Annotated in this window: 23 protein-coding genes; 17 read left to right on the top strand and 6 right to left on the bottom strand. The window is 57.9% G+C overall.

Features of this window, described 5'->3' with window-relative positions; genetic code table 11:
* Nucleotides 1-13: 13 nt before the first annotated feature.
* Together fliS and fliT are read left to right on the top strand one after the other, a co-directional pair.
* Entirely contained in the window at nucleotides 14-424 is a 411-nt protein-coding gene (gene fliS / locus ENTCL_RS09055) for a flagellar export chaperone FliS (protein WP_013365813.1), read from the top strand.
* A complete protein-coding gene (fliT, locus tag ENTCL_RS09050) occupies nucleotides 425-802 on the top strand; it encodes a flagella biosynthesis regulatory protein FliT (protein WP_013365812.1) in 378 nt (125 codons plus the stop codon).
* 44 nt (nucleotides 803-846) lie between these two features.
* Here fliT and yedD read toward each other — a convergent pair whose 3' ends face one another.
* The 3 genes from yedD to fliE form a co-directional block, all read right to left on the bottom strand.
* Nucleotides 847-1,260 (bottom strand): lipoprotein YedD, encoded by a 414-nt coding sequence (yedD, locus tag ENTCL_RS09045; protein ID WP_013365811.1) that lies wholly within the window; start codon nucleotides 1,258-1,260, stop codon nucleotides 847-849.
* Nucleotides 1,261-1,364: 104 nt separating this feature from the next.
* Nucleotides 1,365-1,868, bottom strand: a complete 504-nt coding sequence (gene tolA / locus ENTCL_RS22885) for a cell envelope integrity protein TolA (protein WP_013365810.1) — start codon at nucleotides 1,866-1,868, stop codon at nucleotides 1,365-1,367.
* A gap of 101 nt (nucleotides 1,869-1,969) precedes the next feature.
* Nucleotides 1,970-2,281, bottom strand: coding sequence for a flagellar hook-basal body complex protein FliE (gene fliE, locus ENTCL_RS09040; RefSeq protein WP_013365809.1), 312 nt, complete (start codon nucleotides 2,279-2,281; stop codon nucleotides 1,970-1,972).
* Between the two features lie 214 nt (nucleotides 2,282-2,495).
* Between fliE and fliF the strand changes: the two genes are divergently transcribed.
* The 14 genes from fliF to rcsA all read left to right on the top strand — a co-directional run bounded on the left by fliF (nucleotide 2,496) and on the right by rcsA (nucleotide 13,989).
* The gene (gene fliF, locus ENTCL_RS09035) at nucleotides 2,496-4,166 is read left to right on the top strand and encodes a flagellar basal-body MS-ring/collar protein FliF (RefSeq protein ID WP_013365808.1); all 1,671 of its coding nucleotides are present in this window, start codon (nucleotides 2,496-2,498) and stop codon (nucleotides 4,164-4,166) included.
* Nucleotides 4,159-5,157, top strand: coding sequence for a flagellar motor switch protein FliG (gene fliG, locus ENTCL_RS09030; protein WP_013365807.1), 999 nt, complete (start codon nucleotides 4,159-4,161; stop codon nucleotides 5,155-5,157). Before fliF ends, fliG begins: the two co-directional genes overlap by 8 nt.
* Nucleotides 5,150-5,857, top strand: a complete 708-nt coding sequence (fliH, locus tag ENTCL_RS09025) for a flagellar assembly protein FliH (protein WP_013365806.1) — start codon at nucleotides 5,150-5,152, stop codon at nucleotides 5,855-5,857. The genes fliG and fliH overlap by 8 nt, the downstream gene beginning before the upstream one ends.
* Complete coding sequence (gene fliI / locus ENTCL_RS09020; protein WP_013365805.1) at nucleotides 5,857-7,227, top strand: flagellar protein export ATPase FliI; 1,371 nt, start codon at nucleotides 5,857-5,859, stop codon at nucleotides 7,225-7,227. The genes fliH and fliI overlap by 1 nt, the downstream gene beginning before the upstream one ends.
* Before the next feature lie 21 nt (nucleotides 7,228-7,248).
* The gene (gene fliJ, locus ENTCL_RS09015) at nucleotides 7,249-7,692 is read left to right on the top strand and encodes a flagellar export protein FliJ (protein WP_013365804.1); all 444 of its coding nucleotides are present in this window, start codon (nucleotides 7,249-7,251) and stop codon (nucleotides 7,690-7,692) included.
* The gene (fliK, locus tag ENTCL_RS09010; protein ID WP_013365803.1) at nucleotides 7,689-8,903 is read left to right on the top strand and encodes a flagellar hook length control protein FliK; all 1,215 of its coding nucleotides are present in this window, start codon (nucleotides 7,689-7,691) and stop codon (nucleotides 8,901-8,903) included. Before fliJ ends, fliK begins: the two co-directional genes overlap by 4 nt.
* Nucleotides 8,904-9,021: 118 nt before the next feature.
* On the top strand, nucleotides 9,022-9,489 hold the full coding sequence (gene fliL / locus ENTCL_RS09005) for a flagellar basal body-associated protein FliL (RefSeq protein WP_013365802.1): 468 nt from the start codon (nucleotides 9,022-9,024) through the stop codon (nucleotides 9,487-9,489).
* A 4-nt stretch (nucleotides 9,490-9,493) separates the two neighbouring features.
* Nucleotides 9,494-10,498, top strand: coding sequence for a flagellar motor switch protein FliM (fliM, locus tag ENTCL_RS09000; protein ID WP_013365801.1), 1,005 nt, complete (start codon nucleotides 9,494-9,496; stop codon nucleotides 10,496-10,498).
* Nucleotides 10,495-10,905 carry a flagellar motor switch protein FliN gene (fliN, locus tag ENTCL_RS08995; RefSeq protein ID WP_013365800.1) on the top strand — a complete coding sequence of 137 codons (411 nt, stop codon included), beginning with the start codon at nucleotides 10,495-10,497 and terminating at the stop codon, nucleotides 10,903-10,905. Before fliM ends, fliN begins: the two co-directional genes overlap by 4 nt.
* Nucleotide 10,906: 1 nt before the next feature.
* On the top strand, nucleotides 10,907-11,284 hold the full coding sequence (gene fliO / locus ENTCL_RS08990) for a flagellar biosynthetic protein FliO (protein ID WP_013365799.1): 378 nt from the start codon (nucleotides 10,907-10,909) through the stop codon (nucleotides 11,282-11,284).
* Nucleotides 11,284-12,021 (top strand): flagellar type III secretion system pore protein FliP, encoded by a 738-nt coding sequence (fliP, locus tag ENTCL_RS08985; protein WP_013365798.1) that lies wholly within the window; start codon nucleotides 11,284-11,286, stop codon nucleotides 12,019-12,021. The genes fliO and fliP overlap by 1 nt, the downstream gene beginning before the upstream one ends.
* An 11-nt stretch (nucleotides 12,022-12,032) precedes the next feature.
* Nucleotides 12,033-12,302, top strand: coding sequence for a flagellar biosynthesis protein FliQ (fliQ, locus tag ENTCL_RS08980; protein ID WP_013365797.1), 270 nt, complete (start codon nucleotides 12,033-12,035; stop codon nucleotides 12,300-12,302).
* A gap of 6 nt (nucleotides 12,303-12,308) precedes the next feature.
* A complete protein-coding gene (gene fliR / locus ENTCL_RS08975; protein ID WP_013365796.1) occupies nucleotides 12,309-13,103 on the top strand; it encodes a flagellar biosynthetic protein FliR in 795 nt (264 codons plus the stop codon).
* A 262-nt stretch (nucleotides 13,104-13,365) separates the two neighbouring features.
* A complete protein-coding gene (gene rcsA, locus ENTCL_RS08970) occupies nucleotides 13,366-13,989 on the top strand; it encodes a transcriptional regulator RcsA (protein WP_013365795.1) in 624 nt (207 codons plus the stop codon).
* 45 nt (nucleotides 13,990-14,034) lie between these two features.
* On the opposite strand, the gene dsrB is transcribed toward rcsA, so the two are convergent.
* A complete protein-coding gene (dsrB, locus tag ENTCL_RS08965; protein WP_013365794.1) occupies nucleotides 14,035-14,223 on the bottom strand; it encodes a protein DsrB in 189 nt (62 codons plus the stop codon).
* A gap of 114 nt (nucleotides 14,224-14,337) precedes the next feature.
* On the opposite strand from dsrB, the gene yodD reads away from it, so the two are divergent.
* On the top strand, nucleotides 14,338-14,565 hold the full coding sequence (gene yodD, locus ENTCL_RS08960; protein WP_013365793.1) for a YodD family peroxide/acid resistance protein: 228 nt from the start codon (nucleotides 14,338-14,340) through the stop codon (nucleotides 14,563-14,565).
* Between the two features lie 215 nt (nucleotides 14,566-14,780).
* On the opposite strand, the gene dgcQ is transcribed toward yodD, so the two are convergent.
* Nucleotides 14,781-16,475: a cellulose biosynthesis regulator diguanylate cyclase DgcQ gene (gene dgcQ, locus ENTCL_RS08955; protein WP_013365792.1), complete on the bottom strand. Its 1,695-nt coding sequence runs from the start codon at nucleotides 16,473-16,475 to the stop codon at nucleotides 14,781-14,783.
* A 128-nt stretch (nucleotides 16,476-16,603) separates the two neighbouring features.
* Nucleotides 16,604-17,509 carry a DUF808 family protein gene (locus tag ENTCL_RS08950; RefSeq protein ID WP_013365791.1) on the bottom strand — a complete coding sequence of 302 codons (906 nt, stop codon included), beginning with the start codon at nucleotides 17,507-17,509 and terminating at the stop codon, nucleotides 16,604-16,606.
* Nucleotides 17,510-17,638 lie beyond the last annotated feature (129 nt).

Genomic DNA, 17,638 nt, shown 5'->3' with positions numbered 1-17,638 from the left:
CTTAGGAGACACCATGTACGGCGCAAAAGGCACGCAGGCCTACGCAAAAATTGGAGTAGAAAGCGCAGTGATGAGCGCCAGCCAACAGCAGTTAGTCACTATGTTGTTTGATGGCGCGCTCAGCGCTCTTGTGCGCGCACGCCTGTTTATGCAGGACGGTAATACAGAGGGAAAAGGCCTTTCCCTCTCAAAGGCTATCAATATTATTGAGAATGGTCTCAAGGTCGGACTGGATGAAAAAAGCGATGATGAGCTTACGCAAAACATGATCGCACTTTATTCGTATATGGTCAGGCGCCTTTTGCACGCTAATCTGCATAATGATGTTTCCGCTATTGAGGAAGTTGAGCATCTTCTGCGTAATATTGCTGATGCATGGAAGGAAGTTGCCAACACGCCCAATTTGATTCAGGACGCCATCTAAATGAGTAACGCACCGCATCTGTATACCACGTATCAGCAGTTACTGGAGCAAAGCAAGGTTATGCTGCGGCTTGCCTCTGAAGGGCTATGGGATGAATTGATCGCCTGTGAGATGGACTATGTCAGTGCGGTGCAAACGGTCGTTCAACTCACGCAAGAAAATGCGTCGTTATCACAGGCTCAGGAGCACCTTCGCCCGGTACTGAGACAGATCCTCGACAATGAAAGTGAGATAAAACGCTTACTGCAGGCGCGGATGGACGAGTTAGCCAGGCTGGTTGGGCAATCTTCCATCCAAAAATCGGTGCTCACCGCCTACGGCAAACAGGGCGGCCATGTGCTGGTGCCGCAGGATAGTCTCGATGCGCCCGGCACCTGAGCGCAACGAAACCCCGGCAAGTTTCTGACGCCGGGGCTATTCGCTTACTTCCCTGCGCTTACTAATGGGTGCTTTTTCAGGTAGTCCGCACACGCCTGCGTTGGGTGGTCCACGCGCTTGAGGGTCATCCGGTCGTAACTAATGCGGTCGCCATCGCGCTCGATCAAATAAACATCACGCTTTTCCGTCACGTTATACATATCGTCTTTGTTCAGCATCAGCTTACCAGGCACCGCATGTACGCTGACCCACTGGCGGCAGTCCAGCGTATCCCCTTCTTTGGTGACCACCAGCGTCGCGATTGCCTCCGGGCTTACCATGGCGCTTTGCGGCCCTTCGGACTGCCAGACGCCGCTTAAGCCTGACGGCGCGGGATGTTTGACCACATCCTTGTAGTTATCCACCTGAACACAGCCGGTCAGCGCCAGCAGTGCGCCGATAATTGCAATTTTCTTCATCACTCATCCTGCAAACGGAGAAAAAAATATTGTGGCATTAACGGATTAACTCCGCCAGCCTTTCTCCCTGGAGCGCCGTTTAAAGGTCAGCGCGCAAAGGTACGTTATGGTGTAAAATCCAGCGCGACATTTTTAAATACTTTGTACGTCTGTTCGTCAGGAACAGGCGGCAATGTCGAGAGTTTTACCGCATTAACGGCGGCCTCGCAGACCTTCGGATCGCCCCCCGTTGTGTTCACGCTATTCACTGTGCCGTTTCGCTCCATTGATAACCGGAGAGAACACACTTTTCCCCGATAACGTTTTACGTCAAAAAAGTGTTTTGTAATTTCATCTCTCACCGCCGCGGCATAAGACGACACAGCAGGCGTTATTACTGGGGCCGTATGCGACGTTTTCCCTGCATACGGACCACGTTCGGGCGCCGCTGCTTTTACATCATCACGACTATGCGACATCCCAGTACATCCGGACACCAGGCAGATTGCTATCAGTATTATCTTTTTCATTACCGTCATAATTTTGTTCGGAAAAGAAAGAGTATCCTCTTCTTCCGTCAAATAATCTGCAAGGTGAATTTCAGTGCGAAAGGAGGGTAAATCGTCCATGAAAGCAGGAAAGGAACATCAGACAATACATACGCGTAATAACATCGTTATCACGCGTATAAGAATAATCAGCCGTATTATTCGATGGGAAAACGTCCTGATTACACCTGCATGCCCATCATCTCCTGGTACGCGGTCACCAGCTTATTGCGCACCTGAATACCGAGTTGCAAAGACACGGATGATTTTTGCAGGTCGGTCATCACATCGTTCAACGCCACGCCCGGCTCGCCGATGGCGAATTTTTCCGCCTGCGCGCGGGCGCTGTTCTGCGTGTCGCTGATGCGATCGAGCGCCGCATTCAACTGACCGGCGAAACTGATGCCCGGCTGCTCGTCAACCTGCTGATTGCGCGCGACATTGGCCGCCGCCTGCATCTGCGTCAGTACCCCTTCGATACCCTGAATTGCCATGTTAATCCCCTGATGTGTTACATGGGCAGTGAGATTAACAGCTTGTCAATAAGATAAAGGCGCTAATTAAAGGTAAAAAATCTGGCTATTTGACCCATAGAAAATCCCCGAACCACAAATAATGGCATGGCTATCAGTTTAAGTTTGCCGACCGGGAGTCTGCCTTGTTTTTGTACACGTTTAACGCCATCGGCCAGGATTTACGAGGTGCGCAATGAGCGCCACAGCTACGACCACGCCACAAACAAAACTACCAGAGTGGGTCAGTCGCCTGCGCGCGAACCCGAAGATTCCGCTTATGGTGGCCAGCGCCGCTGCGGTCGCCATTATCGTTGCACTCGTGCTGTGGGCGAAAAGCCCGGACTATCGCACCTTGTTCAGCAACCTCTCCGACCAGGACGGCGGCGCTATTGTCACCCAGCTGCAGCAGATGAACATCCCCTATCGCTTCGCGGACAGCGGCGGCGCGATTGAGGTTCCGGCGGATAAGGTCCACGAACTGCGCCTGCGGCTCGCCCAGCAGGGGCTGCCGAAAGGCGGCGCCGTGGGCTTTGAGCTGCTCGATCAGGAAAAATTCGGCATCAGCCAGTTCAGCGAGCAGGTCAACTACCAGCGCGCCCTGGAAGGCGAGCTGGCGCGCACTATTGAGACGCTGGGGCCGGTAAAAGGCGCCCGCGTTCACCTGGCGATGCCCAAACCTTCGCTGTTTGTGCGGGAGCAAAAGCTGCCTTCCGCCTCCGTCACCTTAAATCTCGAACCTGGCCGCGCGCTCGATGAAGGGCAGATCGCGGCCGTGGTGCATCTGGTGTCCAGCGCCGTCGCCGGCCTGCCGCCGGGCAACGTCACCCTGGTCGACCAGGCCGGTCATCTGCTGACGCAGTCCAACACCGGCGCCCGCGACCTGAACGACGCCCAGCTGAAATATGCTTCGGACGTAGAAGGCCGCATCCAGCGACGCATCGAAACCATCCTGTCGCCTATCGTCGGCAACGGTAACGTGCACGCGCAGGTCACCGCGCAGCTCAATTTTGACAATAAAGAACAGACCGAAGAGCAGTATCGCCCGAACGGCGACAGCAGCCAGGCCGTATTGCGCTCCCGTCAGGTGAATGAAAGCGAGCAGATCGGCAGCCCGTATCCGGGCGGCGTGCCGGGCGCGCTGTCTAACTCACCGGCGCCTGCGCCAAACGCGCCAATCTCCACTCCGCCGGCGAACCAGAACAACGGTCAGCAGCAGACCACCAGCACAACTAACGCCAGCGGTCCGCGCAATACCTCGCGTAACGAGACCAGCAACTACGAAGTCGATCGCACCATTCGCCATACCAAAACGAACATCGGCGACGTACAGCGCCTGTCGGTTGCGGTGGTCGTGAACTATAAAAACCTGCCGGACGGTAAGCCGCTGCCGCTGACCGCCGACCAGATGAAGCAGATTGAGGATCTGACCCGCGAAGCCATGGGCTACTCCGATAAGCGCGGCGATACCCTCAACGTGGTCAATTCCCAGTTCAGCGCGGGCGACGAAACCGGTGGCGAACTGCCGTTCTGGAAACAGCAGTCGTTCATCGACCAGCTGATGTCCGCCGGACGCTGGCTGCTGGTGCTGATTGTCGCCTGGCTGCTGTGGCGCAAAGCGATACGCCCACAGCTGGCGCGCCGTCAGGAAGAGGCCAAAGTCGCCCAGGAAGAAGCGCGTGTTCAGCGTGAAATGGCCGACGCGGTGGAAGTGCGTCTTAGCAAAGACGAACAGCATCAGCAGCGCCGCACCAACCAGCGCCTGAGCGCTGAGGTGATGAGCCAGCGCATTCGCGAAATGTCAGATAACGATCCGCGCGTCGTCGCGCTGGTCATTCGCCAGTGGATGAGTAACGATCATGAGTAATACCCTAAGCGGAACGGATAAAAGCGTCATCCTGCTGATGACCATCGGCGAAGACCGCGCGGCAGAGGTGTTTAAGCACCTCAACAGCCGCGAAGTACAGACCCTGAGCGCGGCGATGGCCAACGTGCGGCAGATATCGAATAAGCAGCTGACCGACGTGCTGGCCGAATTCGAGCAGGAAGCCGAACAGTATGCAGCGCTCAACGTCAATGCTAACGAATACCTGCGCTCGGTGCTGGTCAAGGCGCTGGGCGAAGAGCGCGCCTCGAGCCTGCTGGAAGATATTCTCGAAACCCGGGAAACCACCAGCGGTATCGAAACCCTCAACTTTATGGAGCCGCAGAGCGCCGCCGACCTTATTCGCGACGAGCATCCGCAGATCATCGCCACCATCCTGGTGCACCTCAAGCGCGGTCAGGCGGCGGATATTCTGGCGCTGTTCGACGAGCGTCTGCGCCACGACGTGATGCTGCGTATCGCTACCTTCGGCGGCGTACAGCCAGCCGCGCTGGCGGAGCTGACCGAAGTGCTCAACAACCTGCTCGACGGCCAGAACCTCAAGCGCAGCAAAATGGGCGGCGTGAGAACGGCGGCAGAAATTATCAACCTGATGAAAACGCAGCAGGAAGAAGCGGTTATCACCGCCGTGCGCGAATTCGACGGCGAGCTGGCGCAGAAAATTATCGACGAAATGTTCCTGTTCGAGAACCTGGTCGAAGTCGACGATCGCAGCATCCAGCGCCTGCTGCAGGAAGTGGACTCCGAATCGCTGCTCATCGCCCTCAAGGGCGCCGAACAGCCGCTGCGCGAGAAGTTCCTGCGCAACATGTCCCAGCGCGCGGCGGATATCCTGCGCGACGACCTGGCCAACCGAGGTCCGGTACGCCTGTCGCAGGTGGAAAACGAACAGAAAGCGATCCTGCTTATCGTGCGTCGTCTGGCGGAGACCGGCGAGATGGTAATCGGCAGCGGAGACGACACCTATGTCTGATACCACGCCGTGGAAGGTCTGGCAGCCTGACGATCTGGCCCCTCCTCTTCAGGCGTTTGCCCCCCTCTACAGCGAGCATGAGCCCGTCGTAGAGAGTGAGGAGGAAAACGTCCTTTCCGAAGAGCAAAAGCTCCAGCAGCAGCTGGCGCAGCTGCAAATGCAGGCCCACGAGCAGGGATATAACGCCGGAATGAACGAAGGGCGGACCGCGGGTCACGCCCAGGGCTATCAGGAAGGGCTGACTCAGGGCCAGGAGCAAGGTCTCGCCCAGGCCCAGCAGCAGCAGGCGCCGATTCACGCCCGCATGCAGCAGTTGGTCAGCGAGTTCCAGTATACCCTTGACGCGCTGGACAGCGTGATTGCCTCGCGCCTGATGCAGATGGCGCTGGAGGCCGCGCGCCAGGTGATTGGCCATGCCCCGACGGTCGACAACAGCGCCCTGATCAAGCAAATCCAGGGGTTGCTGCAGCAGGAGCCGCTGTTTAGCGGTAAACCGCAGCTGCGCGTGCATCCTGACGATTTACAGCGCGTCGAAGAGATGCTCGGCGCCACCCTCAGCCTGCACGGCTGGCGGCTGCGCGGCGACCCGACGCTGCATCCTGGCGGCTGTAAAGTCTCCGCGGACGAAGGCGATCTGGACGCCAGCGTCGCCACCCGCTGGCAGGAGCTGTGCCGTCTGGCCGCTCCGGGAGTGGTGTAATGACCGCCCGACTGACCCGCTGGCTTACCGCCCTTGATAACTTCGAAACCAAAATGGCGCAGCTGCCGTCGGTTCGTCGCTACGGCCGCCTGACGCGCGCCACCGGGCTGGTGCTCGAAGCCACCGGGCTGCAGCTGCCGCTGGGCGCCACCTGTATTATCGAACGGCTGGAAAACGGCGACGTTCGCGAAGTCGAAAGCGAGGTCGTAGGTTTTAACGGCCACCGCCTGTTCCTGATGCCGCTCGAAGAAGTGGAAGGCGTCCTGCCCGGCGCGCGCGTCTATGCGCGAAACGCCTGCGGGGAAGGGTTGCAGAGCGGCAAACAGCTGCCGCTCGGACCGGCGCTGCTTGGCCGCGTGCTTGACGGCGGCGGTAAGCCGCTGGACGGCCTTCCGGCGCCGGACACCACCGAAACCGGGGCGCTTATCACGCCGCCGTTCAACCCTCTGCAGCGAACCGCCATCGAGCACGTGCTCGATACCGGCGTGCGCCCGATCAACGCCCTGCTCACCGTCGGACGCGGTCAGCGCATGGGGCTGTTCGCCGGCTCCGGCGTGGGTAAAAGCGTTCTGCTCGGCATGATGGCGCGCTACACCCAGGCGGATGTGATCGTCGTCGGCCTGATTGGCGAGCGTGGTCGCGAAGTTAAAGACTTTATCGAGAACATTCTCGGCGCCGACGGCCGCGCTCGCTCGGTGGTGATCGCCGCGCCGGCGGACGTGTCGCCGCTGCTGCGCATGCAGGGCGCCGCTTATGCGACCCGTATCGCAGAAGATTTTCGCGACCGGGGCCAGCATGTGCTGCTGATTATGGACTCCCTGACCCGCTACGCGATGGCGCAGCGTGAAATAGCGCTGGCGATCGGCGAACCGCCCGCCACCAAAGGCTATCCCCCGTCGGTATTCGCCAAACTGCCCGCGCTGGTGGAACGCGCGGGCAACGGTATTTCCGGCGGCGGGTCGATCACCGCGTTCTATACCGTCCTCACGGAAGGCGACGATCAGCAGGACCCGATCGCCGACTCGGCGCGCGCCATCCTTGACGGGCATATCGTATTATCCCGACGCCTTGCGGAGGCCGGTCACTACCCGGCTATCGATATCGAGGCCTCTATCAGCCGCGCGATGACCGCGCTTATCACCGAGCAGCACTACGCCCGGGTCCGTAACTTTAAACAACTGCTCTCCAGCTTCCAGCGTAACCGTGACCTGGTCAGCGTCGGCGCCTATGCCAAAGGCAGCGATCCGATGCTCGATAAAGCCATCGCGTTATGGCCGCAGCTGGAGGCCTTTTTACAACAGGGTATTTTTGAGAAAGCCGACTGGGAAGATTCGCTGCAGGCACTGGAGCTCATCTTCCCGTCGGTCTGATAACGCAGGAGAGCGACCATCATGGCGCAACATGGCGCATTAGCTACGCTAAAAGAACTCGCGGAAAAAGAGGTCGAAAACGCGGCCCTGACGCTGGGTGAAATGCGGCGCGGCTGCCAGCACGCACAAGAGCAGCTGAAAATGCTGATGGATTACCAGTTTGAATATCAGAATAACCTGAACAGCGACATGACCCAGGGGATAGCCAGCCTGCGCTGGCATAACTACCAGCAGTTTATTCAGACCCTGGATAAAGCCATTGAGCAGCATCGCCAGCAGTTAGCGCAGTGGAGCAGTAAAGTCGACATGGCGCTCAACGTCTGGCGTGAGAAGAAACAGCGTTTGCAGGCATGGCAAACGCTACAGGACAGACAGGCCGCCGCCGCGCTGCTGGCGGAAAACCGTCTCGACCAAAAGAAAATGGATGAGTTTGCCCAGCGAGCAACCTTAAGGAAACCCGAATGATCACTCTGCCGAAACTTGTTGTCAGCGATACCGATCTTACCGCCTCCGGGCTGACGGCCAAAGCCGACAACGGCGCGCAGGATTTTCTCGCCCTGCTGACCGGGGCGCTGTCCGGCGCCGCGGTCACGACCAAAGACGGAAAACCCGCGCTGTCGCTGGCCGACCTGCAGGAAGCCAGTCGCCAGCTGCCGCAGGGGGACATCAAAAATACCCTTAACCAGCTGCTGGCGCAGCAGAGCGCCGACGACAGCCAGCAGGTAGATCTTACCGCGCTGAGCGATGCGCAGACGTTACTTAGCCAGCTGCCGGTCAGTATTAAGGGCGATGCGGCGAAACAGCTGAGCAAAGAGGTCGCCAAAGAGGATGACCAGCCGACGCTCAGCAATGAAGAGCTGGCTGGGCTTAGCGCGCTGATGGCGATGCTGCCGCATACCGCGACCGCCGCAACGGCGCCCGCAGCCGTGACGCCTGCCGCCGCCAGCGCCCTTCAGACCGCCTCAGCCGCAGGACTGGCCGCATCGTCTATCGCCACCGCGCCGCTCGGACAGCCTGGCGATGATAAACCGCTGCCGCTGGCGCATGCCGGCGCCGATAAGGGCCAGACCGTGAGCCACGGCGCAGCGCAGGAAGCGGCCACACCGCTGGTTGCCGCCGCCGCGGCGAAAGCCGATAGCGACAGTACGCCATCGCCCGCAGCGCCCGCGATGGCGCCCACGCCGGTCATCAGTAACGCCACGGCCAGTATCAACACCCACCCGGTTGTGACGGTGAATTCGCAGCTCGGTACGCCGGAATGGCAGCAGAACATCAGTCAGCACATCACGCTGTTCACCCGCCAGGGCCAGCAGACCGCTGAGCTTAAGCTGCACCCTGAGCATCTGGGCCAGGTAAACATCACGCTGAAGCTGGATGACAACCAGGCGCAGCTGCAGATGGTCTCGCCGCACAGCCACGTCCGCGCCGCGCTGGAAGCCGCGCTACCGGTGCTGCGCACCCAACTGGCCGATAACGGTATTCAGCTCGCGCAGAGCAATATCAGCGGCGACGGTTTTACCGGCCAACAGCAGCAGTCCTCCTCCTTCGGCCAGCAGCCATCGCACCGCCCGGCTGAAGGCGGCGCGTTTAATGCCGATGACGAAGAGGCGCTAAGCGTTCCGGCCTCGCTGCAATCTGCCGCACGCGGCGCTGGCGCCGTCGACATCTTCGCCTAACGCCAGAGGTAGCATGATAATTCCCGTCTTTTCCACGCTTTGACCAGCATCTAAGACGGGATAATCATTCGATACGCTGTACCAAACAGCTATACCGAAAACAGGAAAGCCGTATCAGATGACAGACTCCGCGATCACAAAGAAAAGCAAGCGTTCAATCTGGATCCCGCTGCTGGTGCTGGTGACGCTCGCCGCCTGCGCCACCGCTGGCTACAGCTACTGGCGCATGCAGCAACAACCTTCCGCCAGCGCGCCGAAAGAAGCGCCGCCGCCGCCCGCTCCGGTATTCTGGGCGCTGGACACGTTCACGGTTAACCTGGGCGACGCCGATCGCGTGCTGTATGTCGGCATTACGCTGCGTCTCAAGGATGAAGCCACCCGTACGCGTCTGAACGAATATCTGCCGGAAGTCCGCAGCCGCCTGCTGCTGCTGTTCTCCCGTCAGGACGCCGCTCAGCTGGCGACCGACGCCGGGAAACAAAAGCTGGTGGATGCCATTAAAGCCACGCTGGCGCCGCCGCTGGTGACAGGTCAGCCTGGCCAACAGGTGACTGACGTTCTGTACACAGCTTTCATTTTGCGGTAATTCCATGGGCGACAGCATTCTTTCTCAGGCCGAAATCGACGCGCTGCTCAATGGCGACAGCGAGCAGAGCGACGAGCCGCAGGCGGGCGCCGGTGGCGAAACCGACATCCGCCCGTACGATCCGAATACCCAGCGTCGGGTGGTGCGTGAGCGCCTGCAGGCGCTGGAAATTATCAACGAGCGTTTCGCGCGCCAGTTCCGTATGGGGCTGTTTAACCTGCTGCGACGCAGTCCGGATATCACCGTCGGCGCTATCCGTATTCAGCCATACCATGAGTTTGCCCGTAACCTTCCGGTGCCGACCAACCTTAACCTTATCCACCTAAAGCCGCTGCGCGGTACCGGGCTGTTCGTGTTTTCACCGAGCCTGGTGTTTATTGCCGTGGATAACCTGTTTGGCGGCGACGGGCGTTTCCCGACCAAAGTGGAAGGCCGCGAATTTACCCATACCGAGCAGCGCGTTATCAACCGCATGCTGAAGCTGGCGCTGGAAGCCTATAGCGACGCCTGGAAAGCGATTAACCCGCTGGAAGTGGAGTATGTCCGTTCCGAGATGCAGGTGAAGTTTACCAACATCACCACCTCGCCTAACGACATCGTGGTCAATACGCCGTTCCACGTCGAAATCGGCAACCTGACCGGCGAATTCAACATTTGCCTGCCGTTCAGCATGATTGAACCCCTGCGCGAAGTACTGGTTAACCCGCCGCTGGAAAACTCCCGCAGCGAAGACCAGAACTGGCGTGAAAACCTGGTGCGCCAGGTCCAGCATTCCGAGCTTGAGCTGGTGGCAAACTTTGCCGATATCTCCCTGCGCCTGTCGCAGATCCTGAAGCTCCAGCCCGGCGATGTGTTACCGATAGATAAACCGGATCGCATTATTGCCCACGTGGATGGCGTACCGGTGCTGACCAGCCAGTACGGCACGCTTAACGGTCAATACGCACTGCGCGTAGAGCATTTAATCAACCCGATTTTGAACTCGCTGAATGAGGAACAGCCCAAATGAGTGATATGAATAATCCGTCCGATGAAAACGGAGCGATGGACGATCTGTGGGCTGAGGCGTTAAACGAACAGAAAACGACGGGCAGCAAAAGCGCCGCCGATGCGGTCTTCCAGCAGTTAGGCGGCGGCGACGTCAGCGGTACGCTGCAGGATATCGATTTAATCATGGATATTCCGGTCAAGTTGACCGTCGAACTCGGCCGCACCCGGATGACCATCAAAGAGCTGCTGCGCCTGACCCAGGGCTCCGTGGTCTCGCTTGACGGCCTTGCGGGCGAACCGCTGGACATCCTGATTAACGGCTACCTGATAGCCCAGGGCGAGGTGGTGGTGGTCGCCGATAAGTACGGCGTGCGTATCACCGACATTATTACGCCGTCCGAACGCATGCGTCGCCTGAGCCGCTAAGATGAAAACGGAGACAGCCGTCGCCCAGCCGGTTCCAATGCCGGGCTCGCCGCTGCTGGAAGTCAGCGGCGCGCTGCTGGGCGTTATTCTGCTGATCTTCGCCGCCGCCTGGCTTGCCAAACGTTTTGGCCTGGGCGGCGTGAAACATTCGGCTGCGCGCGGCCTGAAGGTCAGCGCCAGTACCGCTATCGGCCAGCGCGAGCGCGTGGTGATTGTTGACGTTGAAGATGCTCGCCTGGTGCTTGGGGTAACCGCAGGCCAGGTGTCTTTGCTGCACACGCTACCGCCTGCGCCTGCCGAAGCCGAGGCGCCGAAAGCGCCCGCCCCTGATTTTTCGTCCCTGATGAAATCCGTTATCAAGCGTTCCGGGAGATCCTGATGCGCCGTTTGCTTTCCCTTTCGCTTGCTGCCCTGCTGCTGCTGTCGCCAGCCGCGTTCGCCCAATTGCCGGGACTGGTCAGCCAGCCGCTGCCGGGGGGCGGCCAGAGCTGGTCGCTGCCGGTGCAAACGCTGGTCTTTATCACCTCGCTGACCTTCCTGCCGGCAATCCTGCTGATGATGACCAGCTTCACCCGCATCATCATCGTGTTCGGCCTGCTGCGCAGCGCGCTCGGTACCGCCTCTGCGCCGCCAAACCAGGTGCTGCTGGGGCTGGCGCTGTTTCTGACCTTTTTTATTATGTCGCCGGTTATTGATAAAATTTACACCGACGCCTACCAGCCGTTTAACGACAATAAAATCACCCTGGAACAGGCTATCGACAAAGGGGCTCAGCCGCTGCGCGAATTTATGCTGCGCCAGACCCGCGAGGCCGACCTGGCGTTGTTCGCCCGCTTATCCCACAGCGAACCGATTCAGGGGCCGGAAGCGGTACCGATGCGCATTCTGCTGCCCGCCTACGTGACCAGCGAGCTGAAAACCGCGTTCCAGATAGGCTTTACCATCTTCATTCCGTTTTTGATTATCGACCTGGTTATCGCCAGCGTGCTGATGGCGCTCGGGATGATGATGGTGCCCCCGGCAACCATTGCGCTGCCCTTTAAGCTTATGCTTTTTGTTCTGGTGGACGGCTGGCAGCTGCTGGTCGGTTCGCTGGCGCAGAGCTTTTACAGTTAAGGAGCCGCGCAATGACGCCTGAATCGGTCATGATGCTGGGCACGGAGGCGATGAAAGTCGCGCTGGCCCTCGCCGCCCCTCTGCTGCTGGTCGCGCTGATTACCGGCCTGATTATCAGCATTCTGCAGGCCGCGACGCAGATTAACGAAATGACGCTGTCGTTCATTCCGAAGATCATCGCCGTGTTCGTGGCCATCATCATCGCCGGGCCGTGGATGCTGAATTTGCTGCTCGATTACGTGCGTACGCTGTTCAGCAATTTGCCCTACATCATCGGATAACCGCCGATGCTGCATCTCACCAGCGATCAATGGCTGCACTGGCTGAGCCTCTATTTCTGGCCGCTGCTGCGCGTGTTAGCGCTGGTATCCACGGCGCCTATCCTCAGCGAAAAAACGGTGCCGAAGCGGGTGAAGCTCGGCCTTGGCTTTATCATTACCGCGATCGTCGCCCCGACGCTGCCGCCGACCGACGTCACGCTATTTTCACCCAATGCGCTATGGCTGGCGATACAGCAAATACTGATAGGTATCGCGCTGGGTTTTACCATGCAGCTGGCGTTTGCGGCGATACGTACCGCTGGCGAAATCATCGGCCTGCAGATGGGGCTCTCGTTTGCCACCTTCGTGGACCCCAGCAGCAACCTCAGCATGCCGGTGCTGGCGCGCATCATGGATATGCTGGCGATGCTGCTGTTTCTGGTTTTTAACGGCCACCTGTGGCTCATCTCGCTGCTGGTGGACACCTTCCACACCCTGCCGATCGGCGGCTTGCCGCTCAACGGCAACGCGTTCCTCGCCCTGTCGCGCGCCGGGGGGCTTATTTTCCTCAACGGGCTGATGCTGGCGCTACCGGTTATCACCCTGCTGCTGACCATTAACCTGGCGCTGGGCATGCTTAACCGCATGGCGCCGCAGCTCTCGGTTTTCGTTATCGGCTTCCCTATCACGCTTACCGTCGGCCTTATTTTGATGTCGGCGCTGATGCCGCTTATTGCGCCGTTCTGCGAGCATTTGTTCAGCGAAATATTCGATCTTTTGGCGGATATTATCAGCGAACTGCCTAAAGTTTCTTCTCCTTAACACCGGCAGTGTTAATCTAAGGAAATTCTCAAAATAAGAATCGAAAAACATATACCAGGATATATCTGGCGCGGATTAATTGTTTTTATGCACCTCACATTACATAACATTCACTTTACTTTGGGAAGATTCCTGGCAAATTATACATAACTTTACGGGATAGTTATGGACGCTTGATTGTTAGCTCTTGATAAATTTATTTTTGGATTTTCCGTTAGCCGGCAAGAGCTAATTATCGTTATGCATTGAGTGAGGGTATGCCATGTCAACGATTATTATGGATATATGCAGTTACACCCGACTGGGATTGACCGGGTACCTGACAAGCCGGGGGATTAAAAAGCGTGATATCGGCGATGTCGACAGTGTGAGCGAGCTTGAGAAAGCCTGCGATACGCAGCATCCGTCTGTTGTGTTCATTAATGAAGACTGTTTTATCCACGACGCAGAGAGCAGTCAGCATATCAAGCAGATCATTAATCAACACCCCAGGACACTGTTTATTGTATTTATGGCGATAGCGAACATCCATTTTGACGAGTATTTGCTGGTTCGGAAAAATCTGTTAATAAGCTCAAAATCGATCACCCCGCAATCGCTGGACGATCTGCTGGCCGATTATCTGCAAAAAGAGAGCGGCGGCATCAGCAACATTAACATCCCGACGCTGTCGCTAAGCCGCACGGAATCCAGCATGCTGCGAATGTGGATGTCTGGCCAGGATACTATTCAAATATCCGACCAGATGAATATTAAGGCAAAAACGGTATCATCACATAAAGGTAATATTAAAAAGAAGATAAAAACGCATAATAAGCAAGTCATATACCATGTTGTGCGTCTGACGGATAATGTTACGACCGGTATTTACGTAAACATGCGCTGACCGGCGAGCACACTGGCAATATGACATTGCCAGTGTGCCAAAATGTTATTCGACTTTTTCGACAAAGATTCCGTCGGGGTGCCCTTTCTCGTTAAAGAACCAGATGCCCATCGGATAGTCTTCCAGCGACACCAGATACATGGTCCCTTCATTAAACTGTTCTATCGCCAGCACGACACCGGGGCGACGCGGCCCGCCATCCGTTTTGACCGTTACACGATCGTTTACCTGCATACATCTGTCTCCTGTCTTTTACTTCAGCCAGTGTAGAACAAAAGCGCCCGCGTAGCAGCGCCCTGTAAAGCGATGGGTATATACTTAAAAGGGTAACACAGAGAGGTACCACTGATGAAACCTGCCAAAGAGTACAGCGACACTGCCAAACGCGAGGTCAATGTCGATGTTGATGCCTTGCTGGCGGCGATAAATGAAATCAGCGAAAGCGAGGTCAGACGCGCGGGCGACGATCTACAGCATGTCAGCGTCGACGGTCGCGAATACCATACCTGGCGTGACCTGGCGGACGCGTTCGAACTGGATATTCACGACTTCAGCGTGTCTGAGATTGGCCGCTGATGATAAGAAAAAGCCCGGTCCATCAGGGCCGGGCAGAAACTTGCCAGAGCAAGAAGCACTTGTAAATTCGTTACACCAGAAAATCTGATGCGGGTATGACATTATCCGCAATTTTTTTGCATGACAAGAATTATTCGTCAAACTTATGGATAAATTCAGGGGGGTTGTCTGCAGGTTGCCGTTACGGTAAGGAAATCCCCCCGCCTTCCAGGTTTTCATTCCGCTGGCGGCGGTTCGCTACAGCAAACGCGATTGCGCCCGTCCTGTTTCGCCTGATACAGGCGTTTATCCGCCACCGACTGCAGGAACTCCACATCGTACTGGCCGCTTTCATCGCTACCGCTGACGCCAAACGAGGCGCTAATGCGCAGCATAACGCCCTTACCCAGCAGCAGCTCCCGGCTGTTGATTCGCTCGCGGATACGCTCCGCGGTAAGGCATGCCGCTTCTTTCGTCGCCCCGGGAAGCACAATGCAGAACTCCTCGCCGCCCACGCGCCCGGCAAGGTCCGCGCTGCCAATCCGGCTGCTGATAAGCCCGGCGGTATGTGCCAGCACCCGATCGCCGGCCTGATGGCCAAAGCGGTCGTTAATGCTCTTGAAACAGTCGAGATCCATCTGAATGACGGCGATGGGCTTCTGCTGCTCCCGGCACGACTTCATCGCCGTATTCGCCCGCTCAAACAGCGTCCCGCGATTGAACAGACGCGTCAGACCGTCGTACCACGCCTGCCACTGCAGCGATTTTTGCAGGGCCGTCATGTTATTCACCATCCGGTGGATAACCACCCAGGCCAGAATAAGCATCGAGGTAAACAGGATCCACAGCACGCCCAGCGCCATTGAAATACTGCCATACTCGCCGCGCAGCCCCTCCTGCAGATGATGGACGCGGATCAGCACGCCGTCGAAATTTTGCAGCTTTTGCCAGCTGATATAGCGCGTGTCCAGACGGAGACCGCCGCGGGTATCATGCTCAAACGCATGGGCGATCTGCGCTTTGTCCGGGTCCGTCAGCGATGTCGCGATGACGCCATCGGTCAACAGCGAGGTTATCTGGTTCATCCGGCGATCGTACAGCCGATATTCGCCCTCCTCCTCGCCTTCCGACGCCACCACCAGGTAGCGTTTGATCTGCGGCAGCGAAAACTCCATCGCCAGCACGCCGTACCAGTAATGATCGTAATCCACCGGCAGCGAAACCGCGACGCTTTGCACATTGCTGTCCGGGGCATGGGGCTGCCAGCGAAAACCGCGGCCCGGGTTATTGCGCTGCGTCTGGCTGGTAAACCATGGGCTGGTCACCAGCGCGTAGTACTGCTCTATTGTGTCTTTAGGGTCGGTTATCGACGGGTTTGTCAGAAAGAAACCGGCGCGGGAGACGTACAGCACCCGCTGCGCAACGCGCCTGACGGAGGTGGATAAGCGCAGGAGATAACCAACCTCAAGCGTCGCGGTCAGCTCGTTGCTCAGCCTTGGGTTATCGCGCGATAGCAGCGCGCTTTGCGCAATGAAATCATCAGATACGCCATAGACGGGCAGCGTCCGGCGATTATCGAGGGCAACAGACCACTGGGGCTGCTGGCGCCTTTGCATGAACGCCTCGGCCGCTCCGCGCAGCCCGCTAAAGGCCAGCGGCGTTTGCAGCGCCGCCTGCATGCCGTTGCGGTAGAACTTCAGGCCATCCAGATTTGCCTGCAGCTGCGCATCCATTTTATTGGCGACGTTTTCAAGGCTGTTGCGCTGGCTGGAGATATACGCTTCCTCCAGCACCACCACCTCGCGCCAGGCCAGCAGCGTCGAAAAGACCAGCACCACAAAAAAGCAGAGACTCACCACCCGCACGGGATTGTTGCGCCAGCTGAGCGTATTTAGCCACTGAAGGCTATCCACCTTTACAACGTGTGACACAGGCACTCCCTGTAAGTCCCCTCAAAACCCGAAACAGTGTCGCCGCGGTCGTCATCATCTCCCGATACTGAGAGTGACGATATCATCATAAATGTCACCCGCGGCGTTGCCCAACAGCCAGACGTTTTTTAATGGACGCCACCGCGCACCCGCGATACCGCCTTCACAATCCCCACCACCACGGCGCCAATGATAAAACCCAGTACCAGGTTCAGCAGCGTCGGAAGCCACCATGACACCGCGGACCCGACCGCGGCTGCCTCAATAGCATGATGCAGCGCCGGGATGCCGTGCGCCACGATCCCCCCGCCCACTAAGAACATCGCCAGGGTGCCGACAACCGACAGCACCTTCATCAGCCAGGGCGCAATAAACAGCAGCCCCTTACCGACCGCCTGCGCCAGAGGACCTCGTTTCTCCACCAGCCAGTATCCCATGTCGTCGAGCTTGACGATTATACCGACCAGGCCATAGACGCCGACGGTCACCAGGATAGCAATACCGGACAAAATGACTATCTGATTGACTAGCGGCGCCGCCGCCACCACGCCCAGCGTAATCGCCACGATTTCCGCCGACAGGATAAAATCGGTACGGATAGCCCCTTTGATTTTATCGCGCTCGAACGCCCTGGGATCCTGATTCGCCAGCGCCTCAAGCCGCTGCTGACGGGCCTGAGGATCTTCCTGATGCTTGCGCGCCTGCAGGCTATGCAGCACTTTTTCTGCCCCTTCGAAACACAAAAATGCCCCGCCCAGCATCAGCAGCGGCGTAATGGCCCAGGGAATAAACGCGCTGATCAGCAGCGCCAGCGGAACCAGGATCACCTTATTAATAAAGGCGCCTTTCGCTACGCTCCAGACGACCGGCAGCTCCCGGTTGGCACGCACTCCGGAGACCTGCTGCGCATTGAGCGACAGGTCATCGCCCAGCACCCCCGCCGTTTTCTTCGCCGCCAGCTTCCCCATCACCGAGATATCATCCAGCAGCGTGGCAATATCGTCGAGGAGTGTTAAAAGACTACTTCCTGCCAAAATCGCATTCCTTTCAAAAAGTGTCGGTATACCACTGAGTATGCAGCAAAACGCAGCGCATGCCACAGCCACCGCATGTCAATCAAAATAGCCCTGCAGCCACCAATTAAAGCACTCGCCAGACGGATA

Origin of the sequence: [Enterobacter] lignolyticus SCF1, assembly GCF_000164865.1 — a bacterium.
Lineage (GTDB): Bacteria > Pseudomonadota > Gammaproteobacteria > Enterobacterales > Enterobacteriaceae > Enterobacter_B > Enterobacter_B lignolyticus.
The sequence above is the reverse complement of the archived record's forward strand: the minus strand, read 5'-3'. Positions and strand labels throughout refer to the sequence as shown.

Excerpts from the sequence above, each read along its gene's own strand:
- fliK (WP_013365803.1), top strand. The coding sequence starts at position 7,689 with ATGATCACTCTGCCGAAACTTGTTGTCAGCGATACCGATCTTACCGCC.
- fliH (WP_013365806.1), top strand. The coding sequence starts at position 5,150 with ATGTCTGATACCACGCCGTGGAAGGTCTGGCAGCCTGACGATCTGGCC.
- yodD (WP_013365793.1), top strand. The coding sequence starts at position 14,338 with ATGAAACCTGCCAAAGAGTACAGCGACACTGCCAAACGCGAGGTCAAT.
- fliR (WP_013365796.1), top strand. The coding sequence starts at position 12,309 with ATGCTGCATCTCACCAGCGATCAATGGCTGCACTGGCTGAGCCTCTAT.
- rcsA (WP_013365795.1), top strand. The coding sequence starts at position 13,366 with ATGTCAACGATTATTATGGATATATGCAGTTACACCCGACTGGGATTG.
- tolA (WP_013365810.1), bottom strand. The coding sequence starts at position 1,868 with ATGGACGATTTACCCTCCTTTCGCACTGAAATTCACCTTGCAGATTAT.
- fliM (WP_013365801.1), top strand. The coding sequence starts at position 9,494 with ATGGGCGACAGCATTCTTTCTCAGGCCGAAATCGACGCGCTGCTCAAT.
- fliT (WP_013365812.1), top strand. The coding sequence starts at position 425 with ATGAGTAACGCACCGCATCTGTATACCACGTATCAGCAGTTACTGGAG.
- dsrB (WP_013365794.1), bottom strand. The coding sequence starts at position 14,223 with ATGCAGGTAAACGATCGTGTAACGGTCAAAACGGATGGCGGGCCGCGT.
- fliE (WP_013365809.1), bottom strand. The coding sequence starts at position 2,281 with ATGGCAATTCAGGGTATCGAAGGGGTACTGACGCAGATGCAGGCGGCG.
- fliL (WP_013365802.1), top strand. The coding sequence starts at position 9,022 with ATGACAGACTCCGCGATCACAAAGAAAAGCAAGCGTTCAATCTGGATC.
- fliI (WP_013365805.1), top strand. The coding sequence starts at position 5,857 with ATGACCGCCCGACTGACCCGCTGGCTTACCGCCCTTGATAACTTCGAA.
- fliJ (WP_013365804.1), top strand. The coding sequence starts at position 7,249 with ATGGCGCAACATGGCGCATTAGCTACGCTAAAAGAACTCGCGGAAAAA.
- fliG (WP_013365807.1), top strand. The coding sequence starts at position 4,159 with ATGAGTAATACCCTAAGCGGAACGGATAAAAGCGTCATCCTGCTGATG.
- fliQ (WP_013365797.1), top strand. The coding sequence starts at position 12,033 with ATGACGCCTGAATCGGTCATGATGCTGGGCACGGAGGCGATGAAAGTC.
- fliP (WP_013365798.1), top strand. The coding sequence starts at position 11,284 with ATGCGCCGTTTGCTTTCCCTTTCGCTTGCTGCCCTGCTGCTGCTGTCG.
- fliF (WP_013365808.1), top strand. The coding sequence starts at position 2,496 with ATGAGCGCCACAGCTACGACCACGCCACAAACAAAACTACCAGAGTGG.
- fliS (WP_013365813.1), top strand. The coding sequence starts at position 14 with ATGTACGGCGCAAAAGGCACGCAGGCCTACGCAAAAATTGGAGTAGAA.
- fliO (WP_013365799.1), top strand. The coding sequence starts at position 10,907 with ATGAAAACGGAGACAGCCGTCGCCCAGCCGGTTCCAATGCCGGGCTCG.
- yedD (WP_013365811.1), bottom strand. The coding sequence starts at position 1,260 with ATGAAGAAAATTGCAATTATCGGCGCACTGCTGGCGCTGACCGGCTGT.
- fliN (WP_013365800.1), top strand. The coding sequence starts at position 10,495 with ATGAGTGATATGAATAATCCGTCCGATGAAAACGGAGCGATGGACGAT.